The 13,594-nt window shown below is 72.0% G+C and carries 10 protein-coding genes and 1 pseudogene; 5 read left to right on the top strand and 6 right to left on the bottom strand.

Annotated features, from left to right (window positions below):
* The first annotated feature begins 31 nt into the window (after window positions 1–31).
* The 3 genes from AB0O76_RS13760 (at window position 32) to AB0O76_RS13750 (ending at window position 2,761) form a co-directional block, all read left to right on the top strand.
* Window positions 32–1,192, top strand: coding sequence for an alkaline phosphatase PhoX (locus AB0O76_RS13760; RefSeq protein WP_365489321.1), 1,161 nt, complete (start codon window positions 32–34; stop codon window positions 1,190–1,192).
* Window positions 1,193–1,216: 24 nt separating this feature from the next.
* The gene (locus AB0O76_RS13755; RefSeq protein ID WP_365489770.1) at window positions 1,217–1,930 is read left to right on the top strand and encodes an MBL fold metallo-hydrolase; all 714 of its coding nucleotides are present in this window, start codon (window positions 1,217–1,219) and stop codon (window positions 1,928–1,930) included.
* A gap of 222 nt (window positions 1,931–2,152) precedes the next feature.
* Window positions 2,153–2,761 (top strand): response regulator transcription factor, encoded by a 609-nt coding sequence (locus AB0O76_RS13750; RefSeq protein ID WP_365489318.1) that lies wholly within the window; start codon window positions 2,153–2,155, stop codon window positions 2,759–2,761.
* A 67-nt stretch (window positions 2,762–2,828) separates the two neighbouring features.
* Here AB0O76_RS13750 and AB0O76_RS13745 read toward each other — a convergent pair whose 3' ends face one another.
* The 5 genes and pseudogenes from AB0O76_RS13745 to AB0O76_RS13725 form a co-directional block, all read right to left on the bottom strand.
* A complete protein-coding gene (locus tag AB0O76_RS13745) occupies window positions 2,829–5,018 on the bottom strand; it encodes an ATP-binding cassette domain-containing protein (protein WP_365489315.1) in 2,190 nt (729 codons plus the stop codon).
* A complete protein-coding gene (locus tag AB0O76_RS13740) occupies window positions 5,015–6,730 on the bottom strand; it encodes an ABC transporter ATP-binding protein (protein ID WP_365489312.1) in 1,716 nt (571 codons plus the stop codon). The genes AB0O76_RS13745 and AB0O76_RS13740 overlap by 4 nt, the downstream gene beginning before the upstream one ends.
* 69 nt (window positions 6,731–6,799) lie before the next feature.
* On the bottom strand, window positions 6,800–6,928 hold the full coding sequence (locus tag AB0O76_RS13735; protein ID WP_365489309.1) for a SapB/AmfS family lanthipeptide: 129 nt from the start codon (window positions 6,926–6,928) through the stop codon (window positions 6,800–6,802).
* 6 nt (window positions 6,929–6,934) lie between these two features.
* Window positions 6,935–9,547 carry a class III lanthionine synthetase LanKC gene (gene lanKC / locus AB0O76_RS13730; protein WP_365489306.1) on the bottom strand — a complete coding sequence of 871 codons (2,613 nt, stop codon included), beginning with the start codon at window positions 9,545–9,547 and terminating at the stop codon, window positions 6,935–6,937.
* 165 nt (window positions 9,548–9,712) lie between these two features.
* Window positions 9,713–10,189, bottom strand: a pseudogene (locus AB0O76_RS13725) (LysR substrate-binding domain-containing protein); the annotation flags it as partial.
* Between the two features lie 362 nt (window positions 10,190–10,551).
* On the opposite strand from AB0O76_RS13725, the gene AB0O76_RS13720 reads away from it, so the two are divergent.
* Entirely contained in the window at window positions 10,552–11,247 is a 696-nt protein-coding gene (locus AB0O76_RS13720; protein WP_365489303.1) for an SDR family oxidoreductase, read from the top strand.
* Here the strand turns inward: AB0O76_RS13720 and AB0O76_RS13715 are convergent.
* The gene (locus tag AB0O76_RS13715; protein WP_365489300.1) at window positions 11,199–12,224 is read right to left on the bottom strand and encodes a LysR family transcriptional regulator; all 1,026 of its coding nucleotides are present in this window, start codon (window positions 12,222–12,224) and stop codon (window positions 11,199–11,201) included. The two genes, AB0O76_RS13720 and AB0O76_RS13715, sit on opposite strands and share 49 nt — an antisense overlap.
* Window positions 12,225–12,336: 112 nt before the next feature.
* Here AB0O76_RS13715 and AB0O76_RS13710 point away from each other — a divergent pair, with 112 nt between their 5' ends.
* On the top strand, window positions 12,337–13,539 hold the full coding sequence (locus AB0O76_RS13710) for a M6 family metalloprotease domain-containing protein (protein WP_365489297.1): 1,203 nt from the start codon (window positions 12,337–12,339) through the stop codon (window positions 13,537–13,539).
* Window positions 13,540–13,594 lie beyond the last annotated feature (55 nt).

Genomic DNA, 13,594 nt, shown 5'->3' with positions numbered 1-13,594 from the left:
AGGGACGGTCACGAACCCCTGGAGTGATCAAGTGGAACGTCGTAGTTTCCTGCGTGGAGCGGTCGTCGGCGGCACAGCAGCGGCATTCGGCTACACCCTGATGCAGGGTGCGGCCTACGCGGCGCCGGCCCAGAAGGGCCCGGGCCCTTACGGAGCGCTCGGCACGGCGGATGCCAACGGCATCCAGCTGCCAAGCGGATTCACCAGCCGGGTGATCGCCCGGTCCGGCCAGAAGGTCGGCTCCACCGCCTACACCTGGCACAACGCCCCCGACGGCGGCGCCTGTTTCGCCGACGGCACGGGCTGGATCTACGTCTCCAACTCGGAGATCTCCTCCACCGGCGGCGCGGGCGCGATCAAGTTCAACTCGACGGGCTCCATCACCGGCTCGTACCAGATCCTGTCCAACACGAACCGCAACTGCGCCGGCGGGGCGACCCCCTGGAACACCTGGCTGTCCTGCGAGGAGGTCAGCACCGGCTACGTCTACGAGACCGACCCGTGGGGCGTGAACGCCGCCGTGCGCCGCGATGCCATGGGCCGCTTCAACCACGAGGCGGCCGCCGCCGACCCGGTCCGCAAGGTGATCTACCTGACCGAGGACGCGTCGGACGGCTGCTTCTACCGGTTCGTTCCGTCCACGTGGGGCAACCTCTCGGCAGGCACGCTCCAGGTCCTCAAGGCCGGAACGGCCACCTCCGGCAGCTTCACCTGGGCGACCGTGCCCGACCCGGACGGCTCGCCGACGCCGACCCGTGACCAGGTCTCCGGCGCCAAGCTGTTCAACGGCGGAGAGGGCTGCCACTACGCCAATGACACCGTCTGGTTCACCACCAAGGGCGATGGCCGCGTCTGGCAGCTCAACCTGGCCGCCGGCACCTATGAGCTGGCCTATGACGACTCCCTGGTCGTCGGTGGCGGAGCCCCGCTGACCGGTGTCGACAACGTCACCGGCGCGTCCTCCGGTGACCTGTACGTCGCGGAGGACGGCGGCAACATGGAGATCTGCATCATCACGCCGGACGAGGTGGTTGCGACTTTCCTGAGGATCAACGGCCAGTCCTCCTCGGAGATCTGTGGCCCGGCCTTCTCGCCGGACGGCAAGCGGCTCTACTTCTCCAGCCAGCGCGGTACGAGCGGCAGCTCGTCCGGCGGCATCACCTACGAAGTCACGGGCCCCTTCCGCAGCTGACCGGCCCACTGCCACGAGCCGGAGATCATCGCCCTCGCCTACGGCGAGGGCGCGTTCTTCTCTCCGCGCGCCGAGGCCTTTCCCGAGGCCACGGCCGCCCAGTGGGCCGAGGCCGACCGCTACGACCCGGGCGCGGTCGACGCCGAGGGCGGCTGGCGGCTCCAGTTCCGCGCGTACGCGATCCGCGGCGACAAGGGCCTCACCGTCGTGGACGCCGGGATCGGTCCGGTGGACGGCCCGGCAGGCTCGTGGGCGCCCGTGCCCGGTGCGCTCCCCGAGTCGCTCGCCGCCGCGGGCATCGACCCGGCCGAGGTCGACACCGTGGTGCTCACGCATCTGCATACCGACCACGTCGGGTGGGCGGTCGTGACCGAGGCGGCCGTCCCCTCAGTGGGCGGCGCGGTGGGCGGCGCGGTGGGCGGCGCCCCTTCGCCCGGCAGTGCGACCAGCGGCCGCCGCCCCTATTTCCCGAACGCCGAATACCTGCTCCAGAGGGCCGAGTTCGACGCCCTCGACGCGCTCAACCCGCAGCTTCGCGAGACCCTCACCGACCCGCTCGAGGCGGCCGGTCGGCTCCGGCTCCTGGACGGGGACACGCCGCTGCGCGCGGGACGCGCGGTCGCCACGCCGGGTCACACGCCCGGTCACCAGTCGAGGGAGCGCATGCTCGGCCACGAAACCGCCATCACGCTGCACCTGGCGACGCCGCATCTGACGGAGCCGTTCATCTCGACATGACCTGCCGCCTCGCGGCGCGGACTTTGCCGATGATGTCGCGGGGCGGGCGCGCATGGTTCGGCCCGCGACGTATCTGCTTGCTGTGCGCATCGGTGGTGGTGCGGAACCTTGACGGGGCGCCTTCCGGCAATGGGGTGGACAGGCGGGGATACTTCGCACGGCGTCGTCGGAGGGTCCGGGGCGTGTCGCGCGACAGAGGCCGGGTACGGCCGGGCGGGAGTGATGTTGATCCGTGTTCTTCTCGTCGAGGAGACAGATCTGGTGCGCGGGGCACTGGCTGCCCTGCTGACACTTGAGGAGGACATCCAGGTGGTCGCGGCGTCGCCGGGGTTCGGCCAGGCGGTCGCGCGGGCGCTGTCGTACCGGCCCGATGTGGTCGTCATCGACATCGAAGGCGGTGAGGAGAGTGCGCTGGGCACCTCGCGGGAGCTGGCCGCGCGGCTGCCGGAGTGCCGGACCCTGCTGGTGGCCGGCTCGGCCTGCCCCGAGTATCTGCGACAGGCGCTGGAGCTGGGGGTCGCAGGCCTCATCGGTAAGAACGGCTCCTGCGACATCCTGGCCCAGGGGGTCCGCAAGGTGGCGGCGGGCGAGCGGTTCATCGACCCGGAACTGGCGTTGCTGGCGCTCTCCTCGACACAGAGCCCGCTGACCCCGAGGGAGCTGGAGGTTCTGCGCCTTGCGGCGGACGGCACACCGACGCGGGAGATTTCCGAGCGGCTTTCGCTGTCGGTGGGAACGGTCCGCAATCATTTGAACGCGGTCTCCAGGAAGACCCAGGCGCGCAACCGTATTGACGCGATCCGGATCGCCCGGGATGCGGGCTGGTTGTAGCGGGGGCTGCCATCGGCCGTCAGGTTCGGCCATCTCTCGCCCCGGTCCACTGGCCCGGCACCGCGGATCAGTGCCGGACGTCGGCCGCCGAGTGGTCCCAGTGGCCGATCAGGTCGCGGTAGAGGGCGCATTCGGCCACCAGCTGGTCGTGCGTGCCGAGGCGGCAGTGCGGGCCGTCCATGACGAGGACGAGGTCGGCGCGCAGGGCGGAGCTGATCCGGTGGGCGCAGACGATGAAGGTGGCCGGGCGGCAGGCAAAGGCCTGTTCGGCGACCGACTCGGCGGACGGGTCGAGGTGGCAGGTGGCCTCGTCGAGCAGGACAAGGCGTGCGGGCGGCAGCAGGGCGCGGACCAGGGCGATCAACTGGCGCTCACCGGCGGAGAGCAGGGCCGGGTTCACCGGCGCGTCGTAGCCGCCGAGGCGTTCGGCGAGCGCGTCCGCGCCGATGGCGTTGGCTGCCGCGTCGAGGTCGGGTGTGGTGGCCGTGGGGTGGAGATAGACGAGGTTCTCGCGCAGGGTCCCCGCGAATACGTACGCCTCCTGCGGGATCAGCACACGGGACCGGGACAGCCGTCCGGGGTCCAGGGCCCGGACCGGGACGCCGCCCAGGAGGATGCGGCCGGCCTGCGGGTCGAGCACCCCGGCGATGAGCGCGGCGAGGGTGGACTTGCCCGCGCCGCTGGGACCGACGACAGCCAGGTGGGTGCCCGGGGGGAGGGTGAGGTCCAGATCCCGGACGACCGGTTCGGCGGAGCGGGCGTAGCCGAAGGTGACACCGCGCAGCTCGACACCGCCGTCCGCGGGTTGCTCGCCCCCTGGCAGACCCGCCACTGTCGTGGGTGGTGGGCCGCTGTCCCTGGGCTTGCCTGGACCGGCGGGGGTGAACGGGATATCGGTCGGCTCGACACTGGCGTCCGCGGGTTGTTCGCCCCCGGTCGCATCCGCCGCTGTCGTGGGCGGTGGGCCGCTGTCCCCGGGCTTCCGCGGGCCGATGGTGGTGAACGGGGCATCGGTCGGCTCGGCGCTGCCGTCCGCGGGTTGTTTGCCCCCGGGCACACCCGCCACCGTTGTGGGCGGTGGGCCGCTGTCCCCGCCCGGCCCGGTGGCGGTGAACGGGACATCGCCCGGCTCGGCGCTGCCGTCCGCGGGTTGTTTGCCCCCGGGCACACCCGCCACCGTTGTGGGCGGTGGGCCGCCGTCCCTGGGCTTCCGCGAACCGGTGGCGGTGAACGGGACATCGTACGGATCGACACCGGCGGCTCGGGACGGGATTGTCGTCGATGTCCCTGCCTCCGCCGAGGCCGCCGGGCCTGCCGTCTCCAGCATCCGGCCGAGCGTCACAAGGAGCCATAGCCCGCTGCCGCCGAGCCCCTGGACGAAGCCCCGCAGGGCGGGTTGCAGGCCCTGTGACACGTAGGTCAGCGCGCCCAGGATCGCGCCGGCCGTCACCCCGCCCCGGACCAGCCAGGGGGCCCCGGCCAGGATGAGCACGACCGGCAGCCAGCCGCCCACGCCCAGCGCGGCGGTACGCAAGGCGGTGAGCCGGGCCAGGGCGCGGGCCGCACTCGCCGCCTCGTCGATGCGGGCGCCGGTCCGCCCGCGTACGTGTTCCTCGGCGCCGCAGGCTGTCACGTCCCGCAGCCCTTCGGCCACCGCGCTCACCTGCTCGGCGATGGCCTCGTCGGCGAGGACGACCGCCCGCTGGCGGGCCGCCATGGCCCGCAGGGCCAGCAGGAAGAGGGTGAGCCCGGCCGTGAGCGGGGGGAGGACGAACAGGAGCAGGGCGGGATGCAGGGCGGCCAGGCCTAGCAGCACGCTCACCATCGTGACCGCGAAGGTCTGCACGAACATCACGACCGCCCCGTACGACTCGCGGGCGATCTCGACCTGTTCGGTCAGCCGTGCCACACCGGCCGTGTCGGCGCTCTGCCCGAGGCGGGCGGAGCGGTGCAGCGTGCCGGTGGCGACGAGCGTGACCAGGTCGTCGCGGAACGGCTCGACGACGCCGGCCAGTTGGAGCGTGGCATGCCGGGTTCCCCAGGCGCCGATCAGGAAGGCGCAGGCCAGCAGCCCGAGCCAGCCGAAGCCCTCGGCGTTGCGGCCCGCGAGGAAGCCGTTGTCGACGGCCCGGGCGACCAGCCAGCCGGACAGCAGCGCGGGCACGGCCTGGACCAGCGACCAGCCGGTGAGCCGGACGAACTCCGCGCGCCGCGTGCGCAGCGTGGAAAGGAGCAGGCGCCGCGCCCCCGGCTTCACCCGGCACCTCCGTGGCCGAAGACGGCCCGGTACCCGGGCTCCGCCCAGAGGCCGCGGTGCGTGCCTCGTCCCCGGACGTGGCCCGCGTCGAGCCAGACGACCAGGTCCGCGCGGGCGGCGGTGGAGGCCCGGTGGGTCACGACGAGCCGCGTACGGCCGGCGAACTCCCCGTCCCCGGTGAGCACCTGGCTGATGTGGTGCTCGGTGACGGTGTCGAGGCTGGCCGCCACGTCGTCGAGCACGAGCAGCCGGCCGTACGGCAGAGACTGGACGAACGTGCGTGCCAGGCCGACCCGTTGGGTCTCCCCGCCGGACAGCGGGGCCGCGGAGAGCCGGGTGGCGTACCCCTCGGGCAGCGTCCGGATGAAGGTGTCGGCGCGCGCGGCGGCAGCCCCCGCCGGCACCTCCGCGTCCGAGGGTGTCCGTGGCCCGAAGCCGATCGCATCGGCGAAGGTCTCGCCAAGCAGCACCGGGCGTTCGAAGCCGTACGCGACGGCCTGCCGCAGCTCCGCACGGTCCACATCGCGCAGCGGCACCCCGTCGAGCCGCACCTCGCCCTCGTCGGGGTCGGCCAGCCGCCCGGCCAGCGCGGCCAGCAGGGATTTGCCGGATCCGGAGCGCCCTACGACGGCGGTCAGCGCGCCCGCGGGCAGATCCAGGTCGACGCGGTCCAGTACGGTGCCGGCCTCGGTGGTGCGCACGGTCACCCGGCGGAACTCAAGCCGCCCGCCGCCCCCGGCGGGCAGTCGCGCGCCGCCGTACGCCACGAGGGGTTCGCCAAGCACCTCGGCGACCCGCCCCGCGGTGGCGCGGGCGAAGGCGAGCCGGTTCACGGAGGCCACCAGCGAACTCACGCCGGTGGCCAGCAGGACGTACTCGCTCGCGGCGAGCATCTGCCCCGGTGTGATGCGGTCCCGGGCGAGCTCCACTCCGGCCACGGCAAGGACGGCGACCTGCAGCAGGGGGACGATCGCCGCGTCCCGTGCGGAGACCCGGGCGAAGGCGCGCCACATGCCCAGGCCGTGGCGGTGCAGTTCCGGGAGTGGCTCAAGGACCCGGTCGGCCTCGCGGGCCGTGGTCCCGGCGGCGGTGATGGTGCGGATACCCCTGAGGGCGTCGACGAGCCGGGCGGCGATCCGGCCCTGTGTGGCGAAGTATCTGTCGTTCAGGTCGGAGACGTCGCGGACGAAGGCGCGGACCACGAGGACGACCAAGGGCAGTCCGGCCACGAAGGTGAGGCACAGCCAGGGGTCGATGAGGGCCAGGGCGACCACGGCCCCGACGGGAGGGACCAGTTCGGTCACCCCCCACACCAGGCCCGACGGGGCGTCACCGGCCCGGGCGGTGTTGCCCACCAGACGGGCCACCAGGTCTCCGGGGGTGTAGCGGCGGGTGGCGCGGGCTCCCATGCCGAGGACGTGCCCGAGCAGGGTGTGCCGCAGCCATGCAGTGGCGCGGGCGTCGGCCACGGCGCCCGCGTAGTCGTCCGCCGCGTCGCACACCACGAGCAGCGCGACGGCGATGGCGGACAGAGTCAGCCACAGAGTGGCGTCGCCGTGCCCGAGCACGGCGTCGACGGCGCGGCCCATGACGGCGGGCAGGGCGACGTAGACCCCGGCGAGCACGAGGGATGTGGCGGCCAGGACGCCGCCCCACGCACCGCCCCGCCGGACCGTCGCAAGGAGCAGACGGTCCGCCGTTCGTCGGTCCACCGGCCGCTCCCGTCGTCGTACGGTTCCCGAGAAGGGGCGGGGGCACCCGAAGTGCCCCCGCCGTGGCGGTCAGAGGACGTGACACAGCAGGCTCAGGTAGCTGCCCGTGTGGCAACCCTTGCTTGCCCGGCTACCCGGCGGCGGCCGGTAGCCGGTCTCCGTGTCGATGGTCAGACCCTGGAGTTCGAGGAGTGACATATGTCCTCACCCCCTCTCTTGCAATCGGCTGGGGACGGGGAGGTCATCAGCGGTCAGGCCCGGTGTCAGGAACGGCAGTCCGGCCGGCCGGGAGTGGAAGGCGGCGCCCAGGGCGAGCAGAACGCCCGCGCCGCCGGTGGCCAGGTCCATGGACAGCCGCATCAACTGCTCGCCGGGGAAGGCAAGGCGGCCGTCGAGCAGGCAGGCGTGGCGGGCCAGACGGCGTACGTGGCCCGCGATCACGGGGTCCCGTACGGCGGCGGTGCCGGGCGGGTGCGCGCGGCTGAGGTGGAGGATCATCCCGGCGACGCCGTCGAAGAGCCCGGGTTCGAGGTAGAAGGACGCGCCGGCCGCCTTGCGGATCGCCTCCGCGGCCGTCGAGAACCGCTCGTCGGTGCGGTGGATCAGGTAGTCGTCCAGGACCATCCCGATGCCCACACTGCCGTCGGCGAGATAGGGCATGGTGCGGAAGCCCTCGTTCACCTCCATCGACCCGTCCTCGCGCACGACGCAGCGGCGCAGGTCCTGGCGCAGTGCGGTGGCGGCCAGGTCGAGGAGCGCCGGGTCGCCGACGTCCTCGTACAGGCGGAGGAACAGCAGTGCGGGCCCGGACGATCCGTGCATCAGGCCCGCTCTCGGGTGGGCGCCGCCGCTGGTCTCCGGCACGCCGTCGGCCGGGCCGAGGCGGTCGGCGACGGCTTCCGCCACGCGGCGGGCGGCGTCCCGGAAGGCGGTGTCCTGGGTGGTGGTCGCGAAGTGCAGCAGGTTGAGCCCGATGCCGGACAGGCCGCCCTTGAGGTCGAGGGCCAGTGACTCCCACCGTTCGCCCAGGCACATGTCGAGGATCTTGACGGCCTCCGCGTGGTGCCCGAGGTGGTCGAGGACGTAGGCGATGCCGTGCATGCCGTTGTAGAAGCCGAGGCGGGTGCCGGATTCCGGGTGGAGTGCGTGCCGGATCAGCCAGTCCTCGTGGTCGGGGTGGCGTCCGGCGCCCGTCACGTCCAGCGCGTACAGCACGCCTGCCGCGCCGTGGGCCACGTCGAGGCCGCCGCCCGGGACGGTGAACTGCTCGATGTCGCCCGGGAAGAGCCGGTCGTGGCGCTCGGGTGTGGCGGCGGCCAGGACGGCGTCCGTGATCGACTCGCGGGCGCGCAGCCAGCCGGGCCCGTCGGGCTCAAGGCGGGGTCCGTCGTCCGTGCCGGTGGCGATCCCGCCGTCGCCCGTGAGGGTACGTACGGCCACGTCGAGGAACGCGCGGGGCACCGGGAACAGCTGTGCGGCCTCCTCGGCGAGCTGCCGCGCCTTGCCGCCGTCGAGGTCGATCAGGCCGGTCAGGGGCATGAACAGGAAGAGCCTGAGACAGGCCAGCGCATACCGGTCGATGTCGAAGCCGGTGGCGTCGCTCGGCGCGAGGAAGCCGGGGGCGGCGAGGACCTGGTGCCGCGCGTCCGCCACGTCCGACGCGCCCTCGAAGTCGATCAGCACCACCTTGCCGTCCGGACGGACCAGGACGTTGTACGTGTGCACGTCGCCGATCACGATGCCCCGGCCGTGGACCGCCTCCACCGCCTCTTCCACCTGCCGCAGCATGTCGAGGGCCCACGTGGTGTAGTCGGCGAACGCCGCCGGGTCCGGGTTCAGCACGGTGAGCGGATAGCGCTCGACGAACAGCGCGTGCAGGGGCCTTCCCTCGACGAACTCCTCCACGAGGAAGTGGTGTCCGCCCAGTTCGAAGTGGTCGTGGATCGCCGGGACGCAGGGCAGGCCGCGCAGCCGTTCCAGGGCTTCCCGCTCACGCTCGAGGCGGACGACCGCGTCCGCGCCGTCCGGGGTGAGTCCCGCGTGGGGCCGCGCCTCCTTGAGGACGACGCGCTCCTGCGTGCGCGTGTCCACGGCGGCGTACAGTCCGCCGGCATTGGAGAAGTGCAGCGCCTCCTCGATCCGGTAGGGCAGGTCGGCCACAGTGGTCCGCCGGCTCTCGGCGAGGTGAGGTTCGAGGAATCCCGGCAGCCGCACCCACTGAGGCACCTGGAAGGTGGGACCGCGCACATCGGGCACCAGACGCCCGGAGGGATCCTCCACTGCCTGCTCAAGCACGCCGTCGGCCGACACGCAGTACCGGTCGGCGAAGGCCCCGTACCTGACGTAGAGCGGACCGGTGCCCCAGCGCAGGTCGCTGAGGATGTACGGCCCCGGCCGGCCGTCGAGGACGGTGCCGAGATCGGTGAGCACGCGCTCGCACTGGGCCTCGTCCACGGGGTAGACCGTCACGAACTTGCCGCTGGAGCCGCGGTGCGCGTACTTCGCGTTGGCGAGGAACAGGGCGTCCACGCCCGGGAGGAACTTGAAGGCGATGCGGCGCGGTACGCAGTAGTCCCACACCGCATCGAGGATCGCCTGCGCGTTGTCCGGACACGCCGAGACGTGGATCTTCCAGCCCTGCGGGGGAAGTACCGCGTCGGCGGGGCGGCAGACCACCCACTCGCCGAGTTCCTCGCGGGCCCACGCCGCCGGGGGCCCGCACCTGGTCTGCCGGAAGCCGCCGCGCGTCCCGCCATGGTGCGGAGCGTCGTAGAAATGCGGGTTCGTGAGGCAGTACACCTCGTACCGCTTGTCCACGGAAGCCTCCAGCCTGCGACGCTCCAGCACCTGAGCGGGTGCCCTGCCGTGTCGGCCAGCCGCCCGGTGCCTCTCACCTCCCACGATGGCAGAGCGCGGCAACACGGACATCGTCGGTCTGTCACCGGGCGCACGTGAGATTCACATGGCCCGCCTGTGCACATCTCACGTGCCCCGCACATGGGGATGGTCCGTTGGTGGTTCGGGCAACCAGTCGCGGGTCGGGTCGTACTCCAGCCATCGGCTTCGCCCCGCTTCCTCCGCGCAGGCGGCGGCGAGGCGGTTCAGGCCCGGGTGTCCGTTGCCGGTGCGCCACAGCAGTGACCAGGCGTACAGCGGCGTGGGATCGATCAGGGGGACGGAGCGCAGCCCGGGGACCTCCGGCAGTGGCACGTCGGCGGGTACCAGCGAGAAGCGTTGCGGCTCTTCGGCCACCTCGGCGAGGAAATGGGCGAGGCCCAGGTTGACGCTCGTGGCCGTGTCCTGGATGCCGAACCGGTCGGCGAACCGGTGGAGGAAGTCGAGTCGGCCCAGCGCACCGGGCGCCCACAGCACGCTGTCGCGCAACTGGTCCGGCCGCAGAGCCGGTTCGGCCGCGAGCGGATGGTCCGCGCTCAGTACGGCGTCCAACGGTTCGAGGCGGCCTTGCACCGCACGCCACCTACCTGTCCGTCCCGCACGGCGACCACCTTCTCGGCAACGCGCGGCCCGACTGGCTGCCCCACCTCAGCGACCACCTCACGCACACCCTGACGGGAACACCGGCATGAACCGCTTCACCGACAAGACCGTCCTCATCACCGGCGGCACTAGGGCCTGTCCGATGGGTCCTGCCGGGGTCGCGGGCCCTGGCACGCCCATCTGCGGCGTTGTCGTCGGTTGCCAACGCTCCGCGTTGTCGCCCTCCTCCGCCTTGCAGCTGCACGCACCAGGGCCCGCTCGGCCCTGCTGAATCGGCACCCGGCGCGATGACCGGCCTGACCCATCGGACAGGCCCTAGCGGCATGGGCCTTGCGACCGCACACCGCCTCGTCGCCGAAGGCGCCCACGTCATCGTCACCGGCCGTACCCGCGCACGGGTGGACTCCGCCGTCGAGGAGCTGGGCCCGTGCGCCTCGGGAATCGTGGCCGACGCCGCCGACCTCGGCGCGGTGGACGCGCTGATGGAGGCCGTCCGGGACCGTCACGGCCGGCTGGACGGCCTCTTCGCGAACGCGGGCACCGGCACCTTCCTGCCGTTCGAGAACATCACCGAGCCGGACTTCGACCACGGCATCGACGTCAACTTCAAGGGCGTGTTCTTCACCGTGCAAAAGGCAGTGCCGCTGCTGGCGGACGGAGGCTCGATCGTCATCAACGCGTCCTGGACCCTCCACCGGGGCAACAGCGTCCTGACCCTCTACTCGGCGACCAAGGCCGCCGTGCACAACCTGGCCCGGACCCTGGCCGCCTCACTCGCCCCGCACGGCATCCGCGTCAACGCCGTCAGTCCCGGCTATATCGACACCCCGATGTACCCCGCCGACGCGCTGACCACAGCGGAGGCGGATGCGGTCACCGGCCAGATCGTCGCCGGGCGCTTCGGACGCCCGGAAGAGGTCGCAGCGGCCGTGGCATTCCTCGCCTCGTCCGACGCGTCCTACATCAACGGTCAGGATCTCGTCATCGACGGCGGCCTGGTCGGTGCCGTCCCCGCCTGACGATCGGCAGTGCACCCCCGCGGTCGGGCGGCCCTCGGATTCAGCTCACGCCAGCGTGCGTACGCGGGGCTCTCCGAGCAGGCCGCCTGATAGCCGTCGACGACCCGGCGCAGGATCTCGGTGCTGACGGCCGCCAGCGGGCCGCCCTGGTGCCAGGCCAGAATGTGCCGGTACCACAAGGGGTTTCCGGCCAGGGGGCGGACAGCGACGCCCGGCACCTCGATGAACGTGGCCTGGCAGAGGCTGACGGCCAGGCCCGCCCGTACGATCTCGATCAGCTGCCGCCCCTCCGCCTCGTAGGGGGCGGATGGGGCGCGGTCCGCCGAGGCGCAGAGGGAAGCCCAGTATTCGCGGGTCCGGTCGCCGTCGGGCCGTGGGACCGCCCAGTCCTCCTCCAGGAGGTCGGCGAGGGAAATCTCGTCTTGCGCGGTGAGCGGGTGGGCCGCCGGCAGGAGGGCGAACACCGGCTCGTCGGCGATGGTGTGACATGCCACGCCCTTGCGTTGCGGCAGCTCCTGTCCGGGGTGGTCACCGAGCACCGCTGCCTCGAGGCGGCCCGCGGCGAGGTCGTCGAGCAGGGCGACGGGGGAGTACCGGCAGCGTGAGGTCAGATCGGCTTCGGGCAGCAACGCCCCGACGGCCAGCAGGAGATGGCCGAGCAGCGGAGCGCCGACCGAACCCACACGGATCCGGCCCGACCCCGAACTGTGCCGGGTGGCGCGGGCCGTGTCGGCGAGCAGACCCTCGACGCCCGGCAGGATCGCGCGGGCCCGCGCGATGACCAGCTCGCCGAAGGGCGTGGGGGTGGCGCCGGACTGCTGCCTGTCGAACATGATGCCGCCCAACATGGCCTCGATGCGGCGCAGTTGGGCGCTGAGTCCTGGCTGCGTCATGCGGAGCGAGGCTGCGGCGCGGGTGAGGCTCCCGGCCTCGGCGATCGCGCACACCACCCGCAGGTGCCGTATCTCCAGATCCATGGCGCGGATGTTATGGACCGGCGACAGCTTCCGGACAGGGGCATGCATCCGCAGTCTTATGTGAAATGTCACACGTCATTCATTGGGAGGCTTCATGAGAGGCAGTGTTCACATGAGACGCCTGTACTCCTCACCGACGGCCCGGACGGTGCTTCTGCCGTTGCTGCTGGCGCTGTTGGCCCCGCTCCTGCTCTCCGTTCCCCCTTCGGCCTCCGCCGCGACGGCCGCGGAAAGACCGTCCGCCTGTGCACTGCGCGGCACCACCGGCTGGACGGACGAAGGGCACGACACGGACTACTCCGTCTTCAAGCGCCCGAAGGGCACCATCAAGGTCGGCATGATCTTCGTGGACTTCGCGGACGCGCCCGCGACCGAGTCACCGGCCGACGACGCGGCCCAACTCACGCCCGGCGCCGACTGGTTGCGGAACGCCTCGTACGGCAAGGTACGGCTCGACATCACTCAGCACCGGAGCTGGGTGAGGATGCCGCACAACTCCACCGACTACGGCTACGAGCGCGGCCTCTCGCACGAGGAGCACGAGGCGTACGTCAAGGACGCGGTCACCGCGGCCGACCCGGGCGTGGACTTCTCGCAGTACGACATGGTCTACGTCGTGGCGACGAAGAACGCGAAGGCGATCTCGTTCACCCCCACCTATGTGTACGAACCGGGGACGGCGGGCGTCGTCGCCGACGGCAACCGCATCAAGTGGGCGGTCACCTTCGGCCAGGACATGTGGCACTGGGGGAAGAAGCTGGTGGCCCACGAGACCGGTCACACCTTCGGGCTGCCCGACCTGTACGCCTTCGACACGGGCAGCGACGGCCATCGCTTCGTGGGCGGATGGGACGTGATGGGTCTGATCGGCGGGGCCGGGCCGCAGTACTTCGCCTGGCACTCCTGGAAGTTGGGCTGGACGGACGACAGCCAGGTCGTGTGCCGGGCCTCGAAGGGCAGCGACACGGTCCGTCTCACCGCGGTCGAGTACGGGTCCGGAACCAAGATGGCGGTCGTCCGCACCGGCCCCACCACCGCCTACGTCGTCGAATCGCGACGGGGTGTCCAGGCGGACAGCGGCGTCTGCTCGACCGGTGCGCTGGTCTACAAGGTCGACTCGTCCACGGCGACCGGCGAGGGGCCGATCAGGGTCATGGACGCCGAGCCGACTGCCACGCCCGCGTCGGGCTGCCGCCCGCTGGACGACGCCCCGTACGGGGCCGGTGAGTCGTTCACCGATTCCGCCGCGGGCGTCCGCATCAAGGTGCTGAGCGCGGACGCGTACGGCGACACCGTGCGGATTACCAAGTCGTAGCGCGGCGTACGCAGTTGAGACGGCTGTGCCCCGGCTCCGTCGAGGAGCCGGGGCA

Source organism: Streptomyces sp. NPDC086554, from assembly GCF_040686095.1.
GTDB lineage: Bacteria > Actinomycetota > Actinomycetes > Streptomycetales > Streptomycetaceae > Streptomyces.
The sequence above is the reverse complement of the archived record's forward strand: the minus strand, read 5'-3'. Positions and strand labels throughout refer to the sequence as shown.

Excerpts from the sequence above, each read along its gene's own strand:
- AB0O76_RS13750 (WP_365489318.1), top strand. The coding sequence starts at position 2,153 with ATGTTGATCCGTGTTCTTCTCGTCGAGGAGACAGATCTGGTGCGCGGG.
- AB0O76_RS13735 (WP_365489309.1), bottom strand. The coding sequence starts at position 6,928 with ATGTCACTCCTCGAACTCCAGGGTCTGACCATCGACACGGAGACCGGC.
- AB0O76_RS13720 (WP_365489303.1), top strand. The coding sequence starts at position 10,552 with ATGGGCCTTGCGACCGCACACCGCCTCGTCGCCGAAGGCGCCCACGTC.
- AB0O76_RS13715 (WP_365489300.1), bottom strand. The coding sequence starts at position 12,224 with ATGGATCTGGAGATACGGCACCTGCGGGTGGTGTGCGCGATCGCCGAG.
- AB0O76_RS13710 (WP_365489297.1), top strand. The coding sequence starts at position 12,337 with ATGAGACGCCTGTACTCCTCACCGACGGCCCGGACGGTGCTTCTGCCG.